Genomic DNA, 18,920 nt, shown 5'->3' with positions numbered 1-18,920 from the left:
CTGTATAGCTTGCTCCGTCTGGAACTCCACAGAGGCCGCCACCGACGACAGGAGGGGGTGGAAGCGGCTGCGCCGCTTCGGAGCCTCCCCGCGCTGCGCGCGCTCTGGTGTTTGACGGAACACATACATACACTGTGGATATGGCTAAAACACTCTCCGTTGAAGAAGCAGAAGCACGCGCCAACCAGCTCCAACAGGAGCGGTTGAGCGCTATCCGCGGCCTCGCGGAGGCGCGCCAGAACGTCGCAGACGTACGCGCCGACGCGGAGCGACGCCGCGCCGAGCTGGAGCGCGAACTGGCCGCGCTCGTGAGCGACGCCGAGCGCGAGGACGTGCAGCGCTATAACGCCGCACTGTCAGCTGGATGGACCGACGTCGAGCTGCGAAAGATCGGCTTCGATGAGCCGGACAAGAAGCAGCGGACGCGCAAGCGAGCGGCGCGCAAGCCGTCGTCCTCTCAGGCCGCTCCGGCGTCCGTCAGCGAGGCAGAAGGTGGCAGCTCCGACCTCGGATAGCTCCACGCATAACAGACCCCGTATCCGGCTCCCGGTGCGGGGTCTGTTGCGTTTCCCCGCGTTGCGGGGTTGCACTCCGTTCCAGGCCCGTCAAGGGCGCTGCGCGTCCCTTCGGGAGAGCCCTGCGGGCTCCCCTTGACCGCCCCTCCACTGCGTGCAAGGCGGCAAGTGTTCGCCGAAAGCAGGCAGCTCGGCGCATGCGCCGAACTGCTCACTTTCGGACGACACAAACCAAGGGAGAGGACGTCACGATGAGCACTCTGGTTGCGTTCACGACGATCACGACAACGCTGCCGACGCTGGACGATTCACGAGGCAGTCTGCTTCGCAAGGTCGCGGAGCGCGATCAGCAACTCGCGGATCACGGACGCTACGGATATCACCTGCTGAACACGGTGACGGTCACGGGAACGGAGTTCGTCACGGTGATCGACACGCTCTCGAAGGATGCCGATTGAGCGCCTAGGAGCGCTCCGGCCCGGGCGTCGACGATCCGCGATCGGTGGCTATCGGGCGCGCGGCTGCGGCGCGCTGCTGTGTGCGTGCCAGGGCAGTGTCGACGAGCGCGGCGCTGCGCGAGCTGCGGGACTTGTCGACCTCGACTGTCGCCTGCGCAGGACGCCCCTCGGCGTCTGCTGCGCGCGCCTCTTCGGCAGTCGTGCGGAACACCCGATACCGGCTGACTGCGGGGCACTGCTCGGCCAGGGCGCGTGCTGCGGCCTCCGGCTTCGACTGGCCTCCAGGGCCGTCGAACACGTCGCGCGCGTATTCGCTGGGAACCCACCGGCCGCCGAGCGAATCGCCGCCGTCCAGGGCGGTCGCGTAGGCGTGCTCCCAGCGGCCGCGGATGCGCTCTTCGGACAGCTCGTAGGGCACCTCGACGTCGATCACCCGGACGTCGTATCCGGCCGCGGTGAGGCGCTGTCCGAGCGCGAGTGCGTCGGCCTCGTTGCTGAGCACGGTGTCGATCACGATGTTGTCGCCCGCGGCGATCGCGTCGGCTCGCAAGCTCTTAGCGAGGTAGGACGATTCCTCGTGCACGAGGGATGCCAGCTCCAGCGGGTAGAACCTCTCCCCCTGCGCCTCACGCTCGCGAATGGCGTCGGGCATGAGCCACGTGTCGTAACTCCCGTCCGCCTGCGCCTCGCGCAGAAGCGAGCGCTTGAACTCGTCCGCGTCGATCACGAGGTACTTTCCTCGGTGCTCTCCGAGCACGCCGCCCAGAACGGTGCTCTTGCCGGCGCCGGGAGGTCCGGCGAGCACGATTGCGCGGTGCTGCTGCTCGACGTCGGGAGCCGCTGCGCGCGCTTCGGCGATCAGTCGTTCGTGGAGAAGGTCGCGTGCCAGCGTTGGCTCACCGCCGACCCACCACGCGGGGTTGTTCGTCGTGGCGGTGGCGGCATTCGGCGCGAGCGCCTGGCCAGGCTTGGACAGCTCGCGCACGGTATCCATGTGGCGAGCGACTGCATCGGAAACCACGCTCTAGTCGCCGTGCCGATCGTGTGCGCGGACCTTCCCGCTGGCCTTCGCAACCTTGCCGGTCGTCGCACTCCGGTGGACGGTGCTGTACCGGCCCGTGCGGCCGCTGCGCTCTGTCACGGTTCCGCGCGGGTTCTTCACTTCGAGCTGCACGCCGTACTTGGTCTTGATGAAGAAGCGGCCGTTCTTCTCCGTGACCACTCCCCCGCCTACCGCCGTGGCGATTTCTCGAGCGGTGTCGCGCGCTCGATCCTTCGATGACACCTTGCGGGGTGCGGCCTCCTTCTCAGGGGCCGGTGCCGGCGTCGCCGCGGTGTTGTGGCGACGGTTGAACACTTCCTCGTAGACGTCGTTCTCGATGAGCCCGCGACGTCGAGCGTCGCTGACTTCGGACCATGTGCCGGCAGGGTCGACGATGAGAGAGTCATACCCGTCCGTGTGGCCGCCTTCGACGTATGGGAACCGTGTGAGTTCGTCGACGAGCTGCGCGCGGTCGATGAGGCCGCCCGCGTAGCGCTGGCAAATCTCGTACGGCGTAGCGCCGGAGAATCCGTCCAGCGGCATCGCAACCTTCGCGGCCGTGCGGAGCGCACTGAGCACGGACGGCTGCGCGATCCCCAGCCACTTGGAGATCTGCGTCTGGGTGTAGCCGCGCTCTTCGAGCCTGCGCAGCTCACGCCGGTAGTCCAGCTCGTCGATTTCCTTCCGGCGACGGGCGCGCATTGCCGCACGCGCCTCGGCCGGAACCTCTGCGATCGTCATAACGATCACCTCCTATAGAACATTCTATAAAGGATGCCTTGAAAGGGCTAGGGGTTGAGCGCACGGCGAACACTGGTGGCACCGACTCCGAGCACGCGGGCGATGCTTTCCCAGCTCTGCTGCTCGGCGCGCATGCGCTCAGCCGTTGCGATCCGTTCGGGCGTCATCACGCTCGGGCGGCCGCCGACGCGGCCCTGGCTGCGGGCGTAGTCGAGGCCGCGGGTCGTGTTCTCGCGGATCGTGTCGACGCGGAGCTGCGCGAACACAGCGACGATGCCGTAGAGGGCGCGGCCCATCGGTGTCGTGGTGTCGATCATCGGCTCTGTGAGACTGACGATGTTCACCTGTCGGGCGTCAAGGTCCTGCAACGTCTCGATCAGGATGCGCTCACTGCCGGCGAGGCGGTCAAGCCGGCGCACTTTGAGGGTGTCCCCCGGCCGGAGGTAGTCGAGGCAGGCAAGCCACTGGGGGCGGTCTGCGACGCGGCTGGACTCGCCGTGGTCGACGAACACACGTTCGCAGCCGGCCGCGCGCAGCTCGGCCTCCTGCGCGTCCGGGTTCTGCTCACGCTTGGAGACTCGGGCGTAGCCGACTTCGTGTGCCATGCCGAAAACGGTACTGCCGATGTTCCGGCGCGATTCGGTTTCGGCAGGGGGTTTCGGCGGATCGATCCTCGGCGTGTCGCGCACCTGGTCGTCGACGCTGACGAGGCCGCCGAAAACGATCGTTTTCGGCGGACAGACAGAGGTCACGTGAACGCTCGCAATTGCGTGGCGGATCTGCGCCGGGAGCCCGCCAGAATAGGGGCATGGCACGAATAACTTTGGTGGCTGCGTTTGGTCGAAATCGCGTGATCGGCAACGGGCAGGACATTCCATGGCGACTGCGAGGTGAACAGCAACGCTTCAAGCACCTCACGATGGGTCAGACGTTGGTCATGGGCCGCAAAACCTATGACTCGATTGGCCGGACTCTTCCGGGCCGAACCACTGTAGTGGTAACCCGACAACGGGACTGGACCGCAGATGGTGTCGTGGTGGCGCACTCCTTCGAGGAAGCGTTGGCCGCATGTCGGACCGAAGAAGTATTCATCGCCGGAGGGGAGCAGGTTTACCGTCAAGCTCTCGAGATTGCTGACCAACTGGAGCTGACCGAAGTCGATCAGGAACCCGCCGGCGACGTCTTCTTTCCTGACGTTGACTCAGCGGTGTGGCGTGAGACGGCAAGAATCCCACAGGAGGGATATACCTTCGTCTCCTACGACCGGAACCAACCCTTCCACTGACTGATTGACTCATCCCGACCGAAAACCTCTGCCGGAGTCACGTAGTGGCGCACGTTAGCGGCGCCCGGTCAAGTGAAGGTAAGTGCGTCAAGCCACAAACGATCGTTTACGGCTGAGCCCGCAGCTGAGTTGACTTACCATACGTATGGTACGTATATTAGAAATGTGCCAACCAAAATCGAACTTCTCGATCACGCAGTTGAAGTCCTTCGCCGCGGCGATGCCCTCACCCTCGATGCAGTCGCTCGCGAGGCGGGGTTGACGAAGCCCGGGGTGGTCCACCATTTCGGCACGAAAGAAGTTCTCACTGTGGCAGTCGTGAACCGCATCATCGACCGCTGGGAAGCGGATCTGCATACTCGGGCCTCGACGGATGCCGAGCCGATCGACAAGCTGCGCGCGTACGTCGACTACGCACTCAACGGCGACTTCGACTCCAGCGATCTCGCCCTGCTCGCGGACGTGAACCTGCGGGAGCGGTTGTCTGCTCTGTGGGCGGAACGCCTCACCCCGTGGCTCGGCAGCGACATCGACACTGACCCGGCGAGCCGCGCATCACTTCGAGCCGCCCGCCTGCTGGCCGACGGTGCCTGGTTCAACGCCGCGCTCGGCATCCCCACCGTCCGCGACGACGAACGATCCATCCTGCGCGCGATCGCCCTGCAACTCGTGAATGAAGGAGACCCCCAGTGACCAACAAAGCCAAAGGCTGGCTGTTCCTCATCGGCGCGATCGCCGCAGAGGTCACCGGCTCACTATCCCTCAAGGGGGCGCTCGACGCACCCGCCCTCTATGCACTCGTCGCAGCCGGCTACATCGGCGCCTTCGTGTTCCTCAGCCTCGTGCTGCGCACTGGCATGGCCCTCGGCGTCGCATACGGCATCTGGGGAGCCTCCGGGGTCGCACTCACGGCGCTCCTCTCCCTCATCATCTTCGGCGAACCGCTCACGCTCTTGATGGGCATCGGCATCGTCGTCGTCATCGCCGGAGTGCTCTGCGTCGAACTCGGCGCGCAGGCCGGTCACAAGAAGAAGGCAGAGGTCGCGTGATGGTCTGGCTGTTCCTCATCGGCGCAATCATCTTCGAGGTCGTCGGCACGCTGTCGCTCCGTATGGCGGTCGACAAGAAGCGCTGGTACGTCGGCGTGGCCGTGGGCTACGTCCTCGCATTCACCATGCTCAGCCTCGCCCTCGCCGGCGGCATGGCCCTCGGCGTCGCCTATGGCATCTGGGCTGCATCCGGCGTCGCTCTCACGGCCATCCTCAGCAAGTTCCTGTTCAAAGAACCCTTCACCTGGCTGATGGGCCTCGGCATCGTCCTCATCGTCGGTGGGGTTCTCTGCATTGAACTCGGAGCCGTCCACTAAGCCAGGCGCGATCGTTTACAGCGGGGCTACCAAACGTCGGTCGGGTCAGAGATTCGCTGACATGCTCCCTGCCATATCCAGCACCGCAGCTTGTCGCCGTCGATCGTTACCTGGACGCCCACGGCGTCGGCCGTCCAACGTTTCACCTGGACGACGCACCGGACGTTCGTATCCCCGAACTGGAGCCAGGCGTGACCCCATATCGTCGTCTGCTCGGGAACGATGGTGAGCGGCTGCGCATGCAATCGAAGCTGGAGGGAATCGAGGGTTCGCAGCGGCCCGCGCTTGCGCGCCTCGCGCAGCTCTCGCTCTTCGCCCCTCTGCGCCGGCAAATGCGGGTAGCGCTTGTTCGTTCCCACTGAGACATCGTTGCGGGAACATCAGACGTCGAGCGTGGCTACTTCGCCTCGGGCGTCCCGCAGTTGGGGCATAGGAGATAGCCGCCGTCCTCGTCGACGAACTCGAACACGTCGCGGCACCGCGCGCAGTTGATCTTGCCCTGGTGCATTCGCCATGCGTCGACGTAAAACCATGTTCCGTCAATGCCCGGGTAATGGCTCAGCTCGCTGTTGGTGGGACGCCGTGCGGGGAGTCCCGTGTTGTGACCGACAACGGTCGCGCCGGACCTGCGGTAGAAATCCGCGCTATTGTTCCGGTCGTCCACGAACCCATCGAGGTAGCGGCCACCATGAGGAAGAGCCCAGTACGCGGCCTCTGAAAGCAGCTCTCGGCCGATACCGGACCCGCGGGCCTCAGGCAGCACGAAGAGGGCGGCGAGGATTCGGTGTGTTGTCGCGAACTGCCGCGCGGCGTCGGGCTCTTTCGATATCAGCTCGTCGGACACGAACGGCTCGACCACGGCGCCGCCCAGCATCATCCCCCGGTCATCACTCGCACCGATGATGATGCTCGGCTCAGGGTGGGTGTCTTCTCCGAAGATCCTCCGGAGCTGCGCCGCTCTTCGCCGGTCGTCGGCCGCCACCATGTGCGGGGGCGCATAGCCGATGATGAGCTGCGCCGCGACGGTCTGCACAATCTGCCTGGCCTGCGGGGTGTCAATCCGTCCTACGCCCATCTGTCCTACTCGCTCTCTACCTGCACGGTTGTCTCTGGCGACACATGGCTGAATGTGCCAGCCGGGGCCTCAAGAATCGCGTCTACGACGCCCGGGGACGCCTCACGGGGGCATGCGTCCGTCGAACACGGCTGGAGCGTCACAACGCCCGTCACGCGCCCGTCGCGGATCCATACGACGTCGAGCGGCACGCGGGTGTCCTGCATCCAGACCTCTGTGCGCTGTGCGGGCTCGAGCGGGAACCACATGCCGGTGCCGTCCGGCACGCTGTCCCGCCCGCTGAGCCCTTCGCGCTGCGCGTCGGTGCTCGTTGCTTGCTCGGCGGTGATCGTCACACCGTCGATGGTCACGCGCAGCTCGTCGACGTCGGCGGCACAGCCGGTGAGGATGATCGCCACGGCGGCCGCGACCGCCGCCGCGGCACGCTTCATTCCAGGGGCCGGCCCACGGGACCGGTGCCGGGAGGCATCGGCTCGAAGTGCTCGCCGTCGTTGAATTCACGCTCCAGCGACTCGACGAGGCCCATCACGCCGTGCAGCTGCATGTCGGTCATGTTCCGCCAGCGGTACTTGTCGCGACCGGCGTAGAACGCGGCGCGGATGCGGCCGTCCTGGTCGCTGTCCGCGTAGTAGTTCATCTTCGTGCGCGTCGGCTTCTTCGCTGCCACTCCCCCGGCCTTCGTCGGGGTCGGGGCGGGTGCTGCGGGTGCGACTGCAGCCGGGGCCGGAGTCGGCTGTGTCGCCGGCATTGCCTGGGTGTTGACGGGCGTCTGCCCGCTGAGCGCGGACGTGCGGCGCTCGGTTCGCTTCGCGGCCATGTGCTTAGTTCCTTCCGGTGAGCTGCGTGAGGTATCCGTCGTAGATCGCTGCGAGCTCACGCGAGTCGGCGTCGCCCTCGTCGAGCCCGATCGATTCCTCGGTGGCATCTGCGATCGCCTGGCGCTTCGGCACGGGCGGACTGAGCAGCGGGAGGCCGCGCGCCTCGGCGGCCGCCTCGATTTCGCTGGCCCAGTGTCCGCCGCCAACCGTTCGGGACTCGTGCTGGTTGAGCACGACGCCCGCGACGCGCAGCCGGGGGTTGTAGCTCTGCTGCACCTGCGTGATCGTGTCGAGCAGTTTCGCGAGCCCGTTGGCGCTCCAGAGCTTCGTCTGCGTGACCACGAGCGCGCCGTCAGCGGCCGTGAGCGCGTTGATGACGAGCTGGTCGAGGTTCGGGCCACAGTCGATCAGGATGAGGTCGTAGTCGCCGCGCACAGCCTTCAGGGCACGGCTCAGCCGTCCCTCACGGGCGGCTCCAGCGACCACGAGCTGATCGCGAACCACACCGAGCGTCTCCCCCGTCGTTGGCACGACGTCGAGCCCTTCCCAGATTCCCGGCACGATGACGTCTGCGATGGTGTCGGGCGTGTACTCGCTGAGCACGTCGGCCAGCCCCGGCTCCGTCTCTCCGACGTCCTCGGTCAGAACGCTAGTGATGTTGCCCTGCGGGTCGCTGTCGACGACGAGCACGCGCAGGCCGGCGAGCACGGCCGCCCGGGTCAGATGGAAGACGGTCGTCGACTTCCCGACGCCGCCCTTCTGGTTGCAGGCGGTCAGTATCACTGCTTCGCGCTGGTTGGTGTCAGTCACGGGTTCCTCCCGGGTCGTATGTTCTGATTGTATCCCCATTAGTGACAATGCCTCTATTGGGTACGAGGAAAGGAGGGGAGCACTGGGGCACTCCCCTCCTGGGCGCGGTCACTCGGTTGTGCCGGTGCGCTCCACGATCACGGACTGGAGGTGCAGGCTCACGCCAACCTCATCGGCCCGGACCTCGTGCTGGATGCGCTCTTCGCCACCCTCGGGACGGTAGACGGTCGTGCGGTACTCTCCCGCGAATGTGATGCGGATGTTGCCGGAGCGCTCCGCGGCCTCGACGAGGTTCACCGCCTGGTTGCCCTGCACGGCCACGTCGTAGCCGATCGTGCCGCCGTCCTCGTAGTTGCCGTCGTCCTTGCGGATGCGATCGGTCACGAGCACGCGGGCGTAGGTGTACGGCTTGCCCTTATCGTTCTCGCGCAGGACGGGAGTCGCGGCGAGATTTCCGGTGCGGGTGATGTAGCTCATGGTGAGCATTTCCTTTCTCTCTGTGTTGGGGATAATGCCGGTATTAGTACCGGTTTGCAACGGGTTCAGAGCCCGTAGCGGTTGATGGTCATGCGGTGCCCGTCCATCTGGCCGGGGTAGAACACCCACTCGATGCCGGAGCCGGTGGGCGGCTCGAACCGGACGCCGCGCACGGGGCTACCGGTCGTGATCGGCCCTAGCTCATTGGCGACGGTGAGGGGCTTGGCGTAGGGCTTGCCGTCGAGGGCCGTCAACACGTCCCCCTCCCGCAGCTCTGCCAGCTTCGTCACGATCAGCTTCTTCATCTTCTGCACCTCCATTGTACCTTATGCCTCTATTAGGGGGAATGCCGGGATTCCTGCTCAGTCCTCGCGCGGGAGCATGATCGTCACGACGGCCTCGCCTTCGTCGCCGGGGCCGATGTGCAGCGCCAGCTCGATCAGTTCTGCCTCGTTCCACTGCTGGCCTCGATCCTCGTTCGGGATGCGGAGCACGCGGAAGGTGACGCGATGGCCGCCCGGGGCGTTGCCCGCGGCGATGCCGGCCATGTAGAGCACGTCCCACAGCCGGCCGTCCTCGTCCTGCGGCTCGGGCCTGTCCTCGTCCCAGGCGACCGCCTCGGCCCACGCGGCACGAGTGAGCGCGACCGGGATGCGGAACCGGGCTTCGAGCGCCATGTCGCCCGCGTCGATTAGATCGCCGTCCGCTAGTGCGTCCTCGCGAGTGCGGCTGTGGATCACGCTGCCGAAGTAGTTCTCGATGCTCATGCTGTCCTCCTGTACTTAATGCCTCTATTTATCGGGCTGGACAATCTGCGAGTTTCCGCGGGTCTTGGTCTATGTCTCTATTGTACATAATGCCTCTATTATGGTCAAGTGGTCACTGCTCGAGCGAGCGGCGGCGCTGGAACTCTGCGATCTGCTCGGGGGTGTAGTTGGCCTTCATGTACCAGTGATTCGTCTGCTGCTGCCAGAACTCGACGTCTTGGCGCAGCTGCTCGACCTCGCCCTGCAGTCGGGGGATCTCTTGGCGCATCCAATTGAACGCTTCCCACGACACGGGGCCCCGCTCGTCTTGCTGTTCGCTCATCGGTCATCCCATGTGTGCGGCGATACGGTCGATTTCGATGGGGTTGAAGCCTGCCCAGTGGTCCTGATCGTCGACGACGACCACGGGAGCCTGTGCGTATCCGAGGTCTTTCACGTACTCCAGCGCCGCGTCGTCCTGGCTGAGGTCTACGACTCGGTAGGGAATGCCCTTGGCGTCGAGTGCCCGGTACGTCGCGTTGCACTGCACGCAGCTCGGCTTGCTGTACACCGTCAGCTCGTTCTCGATCATGTCCCTCTTCCTCTCTCGATCAATTCGCTGGCTCGTTCCTGATAAGCGGAGCAGTGCCGCAGCAGCAGGGCCGGAACACAACCGCAGGCGGTGGGGGAGAGAATTTCGTCGCGATGTGAGGGAGCGTAGCGACCGCGTGGCGAAAATCTCGGAGGAGCCGGCCCCGGAGGGGCTTGTGTGGAGGACCGCGGCGGCAATGATGGAGCGTCAGGAACGATGCCCGAAGCCCGATGAATGCCGGCGACCCGTAGGGGAGCGCACACCGACGCGCAGCGGCGCCGGGGGAGTGTGAGGGGGTTGCTCCCCTCGCGCCGTGCCCCGGAGGGCACGGCTGGGGCGGCCTATTGGGTCGCCCACGTCCACGCGGCTGCGGTGATGGTGTCGAGGTCGTCGAGGGTGGCGCTGCCGGATGCGGTGACCACGGTCACGCCGTCTGCGTCGCGCCGGTCGGCTCGCCACTCGTATCCGGTGACTTCGCGCTCGGGGTCGTCGCTGGGCCGGTCGCAGATTTCGGTGAACCCGATTCGGGCGTCCTCGTTCTGCTTGTGGAACACCAGGTGCCCGTATCCGAACGTCTCGGGGTCCTCTTCGCAGAGGTCGAGGCCGGGGACGGATGCCGCGAGCTCGTCGAACTCGGCGCGCAGCGTCTCGGCGGGTGTGCGGTAGTGCGCGTCGCCTTCCTCGTCGCTCCGTGCGTGGGCGTTGATCCATTCGAGCGCGGCCGCGGTGCGGCCACAGGAGCGCAGCAGACCGGCGAGGGCGTCGGCCTCGGTGCAGGTGAGCGCCTTGGCGATGTCGGCCGCGGCGTCGCCGCTCCAGACCTCCAGGAACCAGTGCAGCGGCGTTCCCGGCTCGACGGTCTGAGCGGCGGGGGTGGCGGTGGTCGTGTTCATGGTCGTATCTCCCTTATCCCTTATGCCTCTATTAGTTCTTGGTGATCTGCTCGGCGGTGCGGTGGTCCTGAATCTCGGCGTAGGTGACGCGATCGGTCCAGCTGTAGGCGGTTTCGACGCTGACCGTCTTGGCGTTCACCCGGGCGACTTTGTGCCAGTAGCCGCGGACCTTCACCGCGTCGCCCTTGGCGATGTTGTCGCGGCTGTATCCGGTCGCGCGTCCCGTGGCGATCTGGTCGGCGCGCACCTGCTCCCAGTAGGCGAGCTGGTCGCGCAGCTCGTCGAGCTGCGGTGCGTAGGCGGCTGCTCGCTTGGCCTTCTGCTCGTCGGTCGCGGGGCGGTATCCCGTCTCGGGGTCGTACACGTCCGCGATGATCCGGCGCTCGGTGCGGCGAATGTCCGCGCCGATCTTCTCGATGCGGTTGGCGACGGTCACGGGGTTGTACCGGGCATCCGTGGTGTGTGCGGCGGCCTCGGCGCGGCGGGCGGCTTCCTCGGCGTCGTGGTGGGCGTCGATGCTGCGGCGCATGCTGTTGTGGGCCTTGTCGATCGCGCGGCAGTGGCGGCCTTCGGAGTGGTGGCCAACCTTGATCGGCTCGCCGCCCTCGGGCAGGCGTGCGACGTCGCTCAGGTGCTTGTTCCATGCGGCATCCGAGTTCGTGGCCTTCCGGTCGGCCTTGGCGTCGAGCGCGGCTACGCGGTCAGCCTGGCGGGCGATCTTCCCGGCCTCTACCTCTGCGGTGCTGCGGGTCGTGCGGTCGATTTCCAGCGGTGCCAGCTCGAACCCTGCCGCCTCCAGGGCTGCGGCGGTGCGGGTGATGATGTGGTGCTGGGGGAGACGGTCGCGGCTGTTCGGGACGTACCATGCGCCGATGCTCCGGCCCCAGCGCCAGCGGTTCGCCTTCAAGATCGCGGCGGACCCGTCGCCCTTGGCGGTTCCCTCGATGATCGTTCCGGCCTCGTGCGTGTGCGTGATGCTCAGCATGCTTGGTTCCTCTCTCCACCTCGTTTTTTTGCCTTGAAGGCACGTAGTGCCGGTCAGGGAGTGCCGCCTGGAGCGACAACCCGTAGGGCGGTGGCGGAGAGAATTTCGGGTGCGATGAGAGGGAGCGCAGCGACCGCGCGCCCGAAAATCTCGGGGGACCCGGCCCCGCGCAGCGGGGCTTGCGTGGAGGGTGGCCGACCGTAGACTGCCGCAGGCTTCAAGGCCAAAAAACGACGCGCGTATGCGCGCTCGTGAACAGTCGGCGCGCAGCGCCGTCGTCTCAGTCCGGGCCGGCCTCTGTCGGCGGCCCGGTTGCTGGGCTGGCCTCCGTGGCGGCACAGCATTGCCCCGCACTGTGGCGCGGGGCGGCTGGCTCTTATGGGGATATTGCCTCTATTAGTTCTCGTCGGTGAGCATTGCGGCGATCTTTTCGACGGGCGACAGCGGGTATCCCCAGGCCTGGAGCGTCTGGAAGTACGCCGCCTTCTCGGGGCGGGGGGAGCGCCAGGTGTCGCGGCTGGTCTGCTGTTCGATGCCGCCGAGGACGATCGCGACGGCGACGTGCGCGGCGCGGGTCGGGTGCGCGGTGAGGTATTCGGCGATCTTGTCGCCGTAGCCGCGCTCGATGCCGAGGAATTCCTGCGCCTGGCTGTTGCCGTGTCCGATGGACTGGCCGAGGTCGTAGCCTCCGGTGGCCAGGAGCGTTGCGACCACGGTCATCGCGTCCTTCGGCATGGTCTTGCGGGCCAGGAACGTCGCGACCCACTCGCGCCGGACCGACTCAGCGGCGTCCCATTCCTTGTTGTTGGCGATGAGCGTCTTGCGCTCGGCCTTCTGTTCGTCGGTCATCGGGCCTTTGGCCGCGCCGCTGGTGGCACCGGGGCGGAGGATCAGTCCTGCCGCATCGAGGTCGTCGACGTAGTACGTCACCTCGAACTGCTCGGCGTCCCACGCGCGGACGTGCGCCGCGATCCCGGGCTTGCCCTCCACGTAGTCGCTGGTGATCCGGTTCCCGCCTTCGTCGGTCACCTGGTGCAGACGGTAGGGGGTGGCATCCTCCCAGCCCGGGGAGGTCGACAGGATGCGGTGCCCCTTGGCCGCTACTTCCGCCTCGACCTTCTCGCGGAGCACGGCGGCGTCGCGCTCGTTGCGTGCGCGCTGGACGGCGACGGGGAAGTAGTCGGGCTGGCTCCCGGCAATCTCGGTGAGGTCAGCGACGGTCTGGGGGTCGTCCTCGAACTCGATGAGGGTCGCGGCCTGGTCGAGGGTTAGTCCGACCTCTGCGACGAGTCGGGTTCCGGTGTCGCTGGATGCGACGGTCAGGCCGGTCTTGATCGTGTCGCGCTTGGTGCCGGTGCGCTTCGCGATCTGCGTGGCGCTGAGTCCTTCCAACTCCAACTGCCGCCAGGCGTCGAGTCGGTCGCCCTCTCCGAGTGCTTCGCGCTGGTCGTTCTCGACCAGCTGCTCGATGATGCGCTGGGCGGTGTCCGTGTCGTCGACGTCGACGACGTAGACGGGCATCGTCGCGAGGCCGACCATTTGGGCGGCGAGGGTGCGGCGCTGGCCGTAGCGGACGTGCACGCCCTCGCTGTCGCGGTAGGCGACGACGGGCTGGAGGACGCCGTTTGCGCGGATGCTGTCGACGAACTCCTTCCCGAGAGTCGCTTCGGTGCGCACGTTCGTGGCCACGTCGATGGTCTGGGGGTCGATGTGCTCGATGGTTCCGGGCGTGGTCGTGGTGGTCATGTTCATCCCTTTCCCCTCCACGTTTTTTTGCCGTGAAGGCACGAATGTGCCGGTCAGGGAGGACGTGCGCAGCGTCAACACGGAGTGCGGTGGGGGAGAGAGTTTCCGGTGCGATGTGAGGGAGCGCAGCGACCGCGTGCCGGAAAGTCTCGGGGGAGCCGGCCCCGCTCGCGGGGCTTGCGCGGAGCGTGGCCGACCGTAGACTGCCGCAGGCTTCACGGTAAAAAACGGCGCCCCGCAGGGCGCGAAGGATCTGCGGCCGGCAGGCCGTCCCCCTGGTGTTGAGGGCAGCTGTCCATCCTTGTGGGCGAGTGGAGCCCGGCGGCAGCTCGGGTCGTCCACAGGTGGTCAGGTGGCCGCTCGGTGTGGGGCGGGTCAGGCTTTGGGCCGGCGCACCTTCGGGGTGCGTGGGAACTGGCAGTGCATTTGCGCCAGGATCGCGTCGATTTCGGGCTGTTGGGCCGCGATGCGCTCGCGTAGCTCGGCCTCCGCAGCGCGTCGAGCTGCGGACTCGACACGGTGGCGCTCACCCTCGGCTTCCGCTCGAGCGCGGGGTGCCAGCTCGTCGACGGCGATCGTCTGGCCGATGAGCCAGAACAGCCAGGCGAGCGGATCGCGCTGCTCGGCCGGCTCGACGTCGGCACGCATGCCGGCCCGGTAGCGGTCGACGTGTTCGAGGACCTGGTGTGCGGTCCAGCCGCGCTCGACGAGGCGATGCCTGGCGATCGCGTCGCATACCTGGCCGATGTGGCGGCCGCCGATCCACACGGCGTCGTTGCGGCCGTCCGGTGTTCGCACGTAGACGCGCTGCGGCTGCGCGCGGGGGGTCCGCAGGAGCCGGGGCAGCCGGTCGACGAGCTGCGCGGCGAACTGCTGGACCGCGAACGGCCAACGAGGCTGGGCCTCAGCCGTTTCAACCACTCCTGTCATAGCTGGTCGGCGCGGAGCGCCGGCCTTTCGCGCGCCTTGGGCGCGCTTTGGTGAGTTCTCTGTAACGGGAGAGGTTTCGTTAACTGGTCCCGAGAGGGGTAGGGGGGTGCCGTCCACAGAGTGAGGGATCGTGAGTGCTCGTGTAGAGGCGGCCGCGCGCTGGTGCTGTGCGCCGAGCGCGCGGGCCTCGGCCAGCTCGTCGAGGGAGAGGCGATTGCGGCCGCGGGCGCACTCGACGACGAGGCCGAGCCGCGAGAGAAAGCGCATGATGCGCTTCACGGTCGCTTCGGCGTACCCGATGCGCTCAGCGACGGTGGCGTGGGAAATGCCGACGTCGCGGCCTGTGGAGCGGTCTGCGGCGGCCGCCCATTGGCGGGCGGCTGAAAGTACCGTGCTGGGGCCTGCGACGCGCAGACGGCGGCGTAGGGCCTCCACGCTGGGGATGGTCAGAGCGAACTCCACGGCGTGCAGCCAGTCGGAGGGCCGGCAGACCGGCACGGCGGCGTAGACGCCCTCCGGGGGCGTCAGCATGAGTCCCCGGCCGCGGCTGCGCGGGCCGCGGCCTCCCCGTGGGGCCGGTGGCCGATCGACGGTCAGGCGGCGGTGTGCGGGCGCATCGGGGCCTGTCGGCCGTTTGGGGGACACGTCGCGGCGTGTCGGAGCCGATTGCGCGTGGAAATAGGCGGCGTTGGGCGTTATGATGAAGTCACCTTCCTGGCATGGGTAGGTACAACGAAGCCCCGGCTCCCGGCCGGTTCTTCCTCACATCGCCTTCATCTGGTCCAGTCGCCAAACTTCTCAGATGAGGCACTTCGAGTTTCGAGGCCCGCCCCTGGCGGGCCTCATCTCGTTAAGCGGCGTCGATAGGCAGCTCCCCGTCGTGAAGCTCCTGCTCTGGCCACGTCACGGGCAGGCCGCGACTGGTCAGCTCCAGGTGCTCGATGATGTGCTCGAACATCACGGCCGACGAGACAGCTGCTTGATCCGCAAGGCGGTCAAGCCGTTCTTTCGCGCTGCGCTCGACGACGTAGCCGAGCGGCACTGGGTCTACCAGTGAGCCGCGAGGACGTCGACGAGGGGCCATGTGAGCGAGCGTAGTTCTATGCCAATGGTTAACGTCAGAGTGACACGCCGGGGGGTCAACCTTGGGTTGAGGGTTGTTCGCGGCCGGTGCGGCTCTGGAGCTGCACGGTGGTGTCTCCGAGCTGGAGACGTGCGCTGGCGGCGATGATCGTCGGCGTGTGGGGCGACAGGGCTTGGCCGTCGACGTATGTGCCGTTGCTGGAGCCGCGGTCGGTGACGATGAGTCTGCCGGCGTCGTCGACGTCGACGAGTGCGTGGGTGCGCGAGACTTCGCGGCCGGGGCTGGGGAGCTTCACGGGAGTATGCCCGTCGATCGCGTCGGGGTTGCGGCCGAGAACGGCCGGAGCCGGCGTCGTGATCGTCTCGCCGCTGTCGAGCTGCACGATGAGCTGCGGCCGCGGTGCGCGGACGAACACGGTGTGCTCGTCGACCTCGGGCAGCGGCGCGGCTGTGCGGCGGTATTCCGGGGCAACCGCGGCGGGCGCGGTGGCCTGAGTCGCCGGGGGTGGAGAAACGGGTGAGCGTGGGGGAGTGTCGCTGAGCTCCACGCGCAACGGCTGTTCGATGCCGCATGCGCCGCACGTGGCGGCGGTGACGACGACGAGCTGCTGGCACTGTCGGCACGGGCCGTTGACGGGGGTCAGCCGGGAGGCATCCGCGATCGTGTTGCCGGCGTCGATCGGCTGGACGACGCCGCTGGGCCGCACGGCGATGCGGTAGCGCTGTCCGGCCTCGTCGACGTCGACCGCGACGGGTCGCGAGAGAGTGTCTGCGAGGGCGGCGCAGCGCGCGATGATGCCGGCCCGCATGCCCTCCACGGTCGGAGAGGCGCAGCCCTGCGGTGCGCCGTTGATGCGGAGCACCGCAGTGACGTGCTGGGCCTCGGATCGAATCTCGACCTGGATGCGGGGCCACGTCCCGACCTTCTGAGCTTCGGTCATTCGCGCGGCTGTCCGTTGAGGCCTCCGGCGACGGCAGCGCCCGCGGCGAGCCAGGCGCGCTGCGTAGCGGGCCGCAGGCTCTCGTAGGTGATCTGGCCGTCGACGAGGGCAGGATCGTGCGGGATCATCACCGCGGCGCGAGTGAGGGCGCTGTATCCGTTGGCGACGTGCTGCATGTCGGCACGGGTGGCCTTGGGATCGGCCTGGGTGATGACCGTGACGGCATCCCGCGCGAGACGGGCGGAGCGTGCGTCACGTGTGGCCAGGTCCTCCAGGAGCAGTGCGCCGGCTTCCGCGTGATCGTCTCGGGTCGTCGTGGAGACGACGAGCTGGTCTGCCAGGTCGATCATGCGCAGCCACATCGGGTCGCTCTCATCGTTCCCGCTGTCGATGAAGATGAGCCGGTAGTACTTCGCGGCGACGGCGTGGATCGCGTCGACGTCGGTCGGCGTGATGCGCTGTTCGTTCGCCCGGGCGGTGGGATTGGAGCGCAGCACGTCGAAGCGGTCGCTGGTCTGGTGGTGCACGAAGTGGGCGAGGTCGGCCGCCTGTGCGCCCGTGCCGAGCAGCCGTTCGGCGTGAGGCAGGAGGTCGAGCAGCGTGCTGGCGTGCGGCCCCTGTTCGGTGCGCCAGCCGAGCGTGCCACGGGTCTGGTTGTTGTCCCATGCGAGAACGCCTGCGCCGCCGTACCGCGCGAAAGTCGCGCTCAGGAGGATGGTCGCGGGCGTCTTGCCGGCGCCACCCTTGCCGTTGACGACGGCGATGGTGCGCGGGCCAGGCCAGTGCTGGCTCACGGCGCGCTCGTCGGCGCGCACGGCGCGCTCTGCGTCGCTGGGAGCCATGCGGATGCCGGCACGGGTCAGAGCCCCGCGAATGCCCGTCGTCGCGGGCTTCTCGATCTGCTCCTGGGTGAGGAACGACGTGCGCACCTCGCGACGGGTCACGGGAGCCTCTGTCGTCCAGGCGGCCGCTCCTGTGGCCTCTGGTGCGACCGTGGGGGTCGGCGCTGCGGTCGGTGTGGGCAGCGGCGGCCGCGGCGGCACATCGACTGCAGGAGCCGGTTCGGCGGCGACTGCTGGAGCGGGCGACGGTGCGACTGCAGGCGGCGCAGCTTCCGTGGGAGCGGGGACGTCGGTGATGACGTCCTGGGCGGCCGCAGCGCGGGCCGCACCTCGAGTAGTGGTCGCCGTGGGAGGGTTGGTGTCCTCGCTCACCTGGGCGTGCTCGTCAACGATCAGGTGATAGGTCGGCTCGACGCCGCCTGTCGTCACCTTCACGGGTCGCCCGAGCGCGCGGGCCTGGTCCGCCGCGAGCTGCATGAGCTGGGCGCGGGTCTGGTGCACGTCGGGGGTGGTCACATCGTGTCGGCGTCCCTGCACGATGAGCGCACCGGTTCCGTCCTCGTGGGTGAGGGCTTCGATGCGGGGGAAGTTTGCTGCTTCGCTAGTCATCTGTGTCTCCTATCCGAGTGTGATGCCGACAGCGGCCATGAACGGCTCGGGGTCGACGGCTTCGCCGTTGATGTGGACCTCGTAGTGCAGGTGGCAGGCGGATGAGGTTCCGCTGCTGCCGACTTTGGCAATCTGCTGGCCGCCGACGACTTTGTCTCCGTCTTTGACGAGGATTCCGTCTGCGTACATGTGGAGGTAGACGGTTTCGACCCCGCCTCCGTGGTCGATGACGATGGTGCCGTTACCTCCGTATCCGACGCCGAAACCGGTAGCGACTACGGTGCCGGTCTGCGCGGCCCAAATGGGCGCGTCGCATCCGGGGGCGAGGTCCGTTCCACGGTGGAAGGAGCTGCTGGGGCCGTTGGGCGTCATAACGGGTTCGCGGGGGCCGAAGTTGCTGCTGATCGGTCCGGCAGCGGGGGCGGCCCAGCCGTCTTTATTGACGGTTCCGGGCACGAGGCTTTCACCGTTGCACACCTGGTCGCCGGTGCCCTCTGTGAGGCCGGTGTCGACGCCGGCGAGGGCCTCGACGATCTGAACGGCGGTGTCCCAGTACTTCTCGTAGTGGTACGGGTCGGCGTTCACCTGCGTGCGGTGAGCGACGAGAGTGGGCGCGAGTGCCTGTCGCTCGGGGTCGGGGACCTTCTTGACCATGGCGTCGAAGAACTTTGTCGACGTGATGTACGGGTCCATGCGCTCGGCCGGGGTGCCCCAGCCGTCTTGCTGCTGGAATAGACCGATCGAGGTCGTGGGGCTGCCGTCCGGGTTGCGGACGCCGTTCGTCTCCCAGTCGCCGTAGTCGATGTTGACGAGCGAGGATTCACCCATCGCGGTCATGACGCCGATGGTCTGATCCCGCACGCCTAGGCCTTTGTCTGCGCCGGCCTTGATGATGTGAGCCGCGTTCACGAGCTGATCGTGCCCGTACCCACCGACGTCGATGTTCGGCACGGTATCGGGGTCGAT

At 67.2% G+C, this 18,920-nt stretch carries 27 protein-coding genes and 1 pseudogene; 8 read left to right on the top strand and 20 right to left on the bottom strand.

What is annotated here, in order from left to right; genetic code table 11:
* Window positions 1-140 precede the first annotated feature (140 nt).
* Both ACWIDW_RS14720 and ACWIDW_RS14715 read left to right on the top strand, forming a co-directional pair.
* Window positions 141-515, top strand: a complete 375-nt coding sequence (locus ACWIDW_RS14720) for a hypothetical protein (protein ID WP_454126003.1) — start codon at window positions 141-143, stop codon at window positions 513-515.
* 251 nt (window positions 516-766) lie between these two features.
* Window positions 767-973: a hypothetical protein gene (locus ACWIDW_RS14715; RefSeq protein ID WP_259955041.1), complete on the top strand. Its 207-nt coding sequence runs from the start codon at window positions 767-769 to the stop codon at window positions 971-973.
* A 4-nt stretch (window positions 974-977) separates the two neighbouring features.
* On the opposite strand, the gene ACWIDW_RS14710 is transcribed toward ACWIDW_RS14715, so the two are convergent.
* Genes ACWIDW_RS14710 through ACWIDW_RS14700 form a run of 3 tightly spaced genes read right to left on the bottom strand, consistent with a single transcriptional unit; the run spans window position 978 to window position 3,508 of the window.
* Window positions 978-1,967, bottom strand: coding sequence for a zeta toxin family protein (locus ACWIDW_RS14710; RefSeq protein ID WP_454126002.1), 990 nt, complete (start codon window positions 1,965-1,967; stop codon window positions 978-980).
* Between the two features lie 30 nt (window positions 1,968-1,997).
* Entirely contained in the window at window positions 1,998-2,756 is a 759-nt protein-coding gene (locus tag ACWIDW_RS14705) for a hypothetical protein (RefSeq protein WP_454126001.1), read from the bottom strand.
* A gap of 47 nt (window positions 2,757-2,803) precedes the next feature.
* On the bottom strand, window positions 2,804-3,508 hold the full coding sequence (locus ACWIDW_RS14700) for a recombinase family protein (RefSeq protein WP_454126000.1): 705 nt from the start codon (window positions 3,506-3,508) through the stop codon (window positions 2,804-2,806).
* A gap of 56 nt (window positions 3,509-3,564) precedes the next feature.
* Here ACWIDW_RS14700 and ACWIDW_RS14695 point away from each other — a divergent pair, with 56 nt between their 5' ends.
* The 5 genes and pseudogenes from ACWIDW_RS14695 (at window position 3,565) to ACWIDW_RS14675 (ending at window position 5,407) form a co-directional block, all read left to right on the top strand.
* Window positions 3,565-4,041: a dihydrofolate reductase gene (locus ACWIDW_RS14695; RefSeq protein WP_454125999.1), complete on the top strand. Its 477-nt coding sequence runs from the start codon at window positions 3,565-3,567 to the stop codon at window positions 4,039-4,041.
* Between the two features lie 72 nt (window positions 4,042-4,113).
* Window positions 4,114-4,344: pseudogene (locus ACWIDW_RS14690) on the top strand (TetR/AcrR family transcriptional regulator); the annotation flags it as partial.
* A 6-nt stretch (window positions 4,345-4,350) separates the two neighbouring features.
* Window positions 4,351-4,734 (top strand): TetR/AcrR family transcriptional regulator, encoded by a 384-nt coding sequence (locus ACWIDW_RS14685; RefSeq protein WP_454126013.1) that lies wholly within the window; start codon window positions 4,351-4,353, stop codon window positions 4,732-4,734.
* Window positions 4,731-5,090, top strand: a complete 360-nt coding sequence (locus tag ACWIDW_RS14680; protein WP_046746592.1) for a DMT family transporter — start codon at window positions 4,731-4,733, stop codon at window positions 5,088-5,090. The genes ACWIDW_RS14685 and ACWIDW_RS14680 overlap by 4 nt, the downstream gene beginning before the upstream one ends.
* Window positions 5,090-5,407: a DMT family transporter gene (locus ACWIDW_RS14675; RefSeq protein ID WP_046746591.1), complete on the top strand. Its 318-nt coding sequence runs from the start codon at window positions 5,090-5,092 to the stop codon at window positions 5,405-5,407. The genes ACWIDW_RS14680 and ACWIDW_RS14675 overlap by 1 nt, the downstream gene beginning before the upstream one ends.
* Before the next feature lie 26 nt (window positions 5,408-5,433).
* Here ACWIDW_RS14675 and ACWIDW_RS14670 read toward each other — a convergent pair whose 3' ends face one another.
* The 14 genes from ACWIDW_RS14670 to ACWIDW_RS14605 form a co-directional block, all read right to left on the bottom strand.
* Complete coding sequence (locus tag ACWIDW_RS14670) at window positions 5,434-5,766, bottom strand: hypothetical protein (RefSeq protein WP_454125998.1); 333 nt, start codon at window positions 5,764-5,766, stop codon at window positions 5,434-5,436.
* 38 nt (window positions 5,767-5,804) lie between these two features.
* Window positions 5,805-6,440, bottom strand: a complete 636-nt coding sequence (locus ACWIDW_RS14665) for a GNAT family N-acetyltransferase (protein WP_454125997.1) — start codon at window positions 6,438-6,440, stop codon at window positions 5,805-5,807.
* 47 nt (window positions 6,441-6,487) lie between these two features.
* Window positions 6,488-6,880, bottom strand: coding sequence for a DUF192 domain-containing protein (locus ACWIDW_RS14660; RefSeq protein ID WP_454125996.1), 393 nt, complete (start codon window positions 6,878-6,880; stop codon window positions 6,488-6,490).
* Window positions 6,881-6,909: 29 nt separating this feature from the next.
* The gene (locus ACWIDW_RS14655; RefSeq protein WP_454125995.1) at window positions 6,910-7,299 is read right to left on the bottom strand and encodes a hypothetical protein; all 390 of its coding nucleotides are present in this window, start codon (window positions 7,297-7,299) and stop codon (window positions 6,910-6,912) included.
* 4 nt (window positions 7,300-7,303) lie between these two features.
* Window positions 7,304-8,110, bottom strand: a complete 807-nt coding sequence (locus tag ACWIDW_RS14650; protein ID WP_454125994.1) for a ParA family protein — start codon at window positions 8,108-8,110, stop codon at window positions 7,304-7,306.
* Window positions 8,111-8,218: 108 nt separating this feature from the next.
* Complete coding sequence (locus tag ACWIDW_RS14645) at window positions 8,219-8,587, bottom strand: single-stranded DNA-binding protein (RefSeq protein ID WP_454125993.1); 369 nt, start codon at window positions 8,585-8,587, stop codon at window positions 8,219-8,221.
* 65 nt (window positions 8,588-8,652) lie between these two features.
* Window positions 8,653-8,892 carry a hypothetical protein gene (locus ACWIDW_RS14640; protein ID WP_454125992.1) on the bottom strand — a complete coding sequence of 80 codons (240 nt, stop codon included), beginning with the start codon at window positions 8,890-8,892 and terminating at the stop codon, window positions 8,653-8,655.
* A gap of 57 nt (window positions 8,893-8,949) precedes the next feature.
* Window positions 8,950-9,354, bottom strand: a complete 405-nt coding sequence (locus ACWIDW_RS14635) for a DUF6573 family protein (protein WP_454125991.1) — start codon at window positions 9,352-9,354, stop codon at window positions 8,950-8,952.
* 112 nt (window positions 9,355-9,466) lie between these two features.
* Window positions 9,467-9,676 carry a hypothetical protein gene (locus ACWIDW_RS14630; RefSeq protein ID WP_454125990.1) on the bottom strand — a complete coding sequence of 70 codons (210 nt, stop codon included), beginning with the start codon at window positions 9,674-9,676 and terminating at the stop codon, window positions 9,467-9,469.
* A gap of 3 nt (window positions 9,677-9,679) precedes the next feature.
* Entirely contained in the window at window positions 9,680-9,925 is a 246-nt protein-coding gene (gene nrdH / locus ACWIDW_RS14625) for a glutaredoxin-like protein NrdH (protein WP_179516453.1), read from the bottom strand.
* A 341-nt stretch (window positions 9,926-10,266) separates the two neighbouring features.
* Complete coding sequence (locus ACWIDW_RS14620) at window positions 10,267-10,818, bottom strand: hypothetical protein (protein WP_454125989.1); 552 nt, start codon at window positions 10,816-10,818, stop codon at window positions 10,267-10,269.
* Between the two features lie 31 nt (window positions 10,819-10,849).
* Entirely contained in the window at window positions 10,850-11,803 is a 954-nt protein-coding gene (locus ACWIDW_RS14615; RefSeq protein WP_454125988.1) for a DUF3560 domain-containing protein, read from the bottom strand.
* 396 nt (window positions 11,804-12,199) lie between these two features.
* Window positions 12,200-13,549 carry a ParB/RepB/Spo0J family partition protein gene (locus ACWIDW_RS14610; protein ID WP_454125987.1) on the bottom strand — a complete coding sequence of 450 codons (1,350 nt, stop codon included), beginning with the start codon at window positions 13,547-13,549 and terminating at the stop codon, window positions 12,200-12,202.
* Window positions 13,550-13,924: 375 nt separating this feature from the next.
* Window positions 13,925-15,010, bottom strand: a complete 1,086-nt coding sequence (locus tag ACWIDW_RS14605) for a hypothetical protein (protein ID WP_454125986.1) — start codon at window positions 15,008-15,010, stop codon at window positions 13,925-13,927.
* 271 nt (window positions 15,011-15,281) lie between these two features.
* On the opposite strand from ACWIDW_RS14605, the gene ACWIDW_RS14600 reads away from it, so the two are divergent.
* The gene (locus tag ACWIDW_RS14600; RefSeq protein ID WP_454125985.1) at window positions 15,282-15,536 is read left to right on the top strand and encodes a hypothetical protein; all 255 of its coding nucleotides are present in this window, start codon (window positions 15,282-15,284) and stop codon (window positions 15,534-15,536) included.
* A gap of 82 nt (window positions 15,537-15,618) precedes the next feature.
* Here the strand turns inward: ACWIDW_RS14600 and ACWIDW_RS14595 are convergent, their stop codons facing one another.
* From ACWIDW_RS14595 to ACWIDW_RS14585, 3 genes are all read right to left on the bottom strand, one after another.
* Window positions 15,619-16,503: an FHA domain-containing protein gene (locus ACWIDW_RS14595; protein WP_454125984.1), complete on the bottom strand. Its 885-nt coding sequence runs from the start codon at window positions 16,501-16,503 to the stop codon at window positions 15,619-15,621.
* On the bottom strand, window positions 16,500-17,954 hold the full coding sequence (locus tag ACWIDW_RS14590; protein WP_454125983.1) for an AAA family ATPase: 1,455 nt from the start codon (window positions 17,952-17,954) through the stop codon (window positions 16,500-16,502). Before ACWIDW_RS14590 ends, ACWIDW_RS14595 begins: the two co-directional genes overlap by 4 nt.
* Before the next feature lie 9 nt (window positions 17,955-17,963).
* The coding region (locus ACWIDW_RS14585; protein WP_454125982.1) for a M23 family metallopeptidase at window positions 17,964-18,920 on the bottom strand (957 nt) is incomplete at its 5' end.

The organism is Microbacterium sp. NPDC055312, assembly GCF_053645675.1.
Note: the sequence above shows the minus strand (reverse complement) of the source record. Positions and strands in the feature narration are given on the sequence as shown.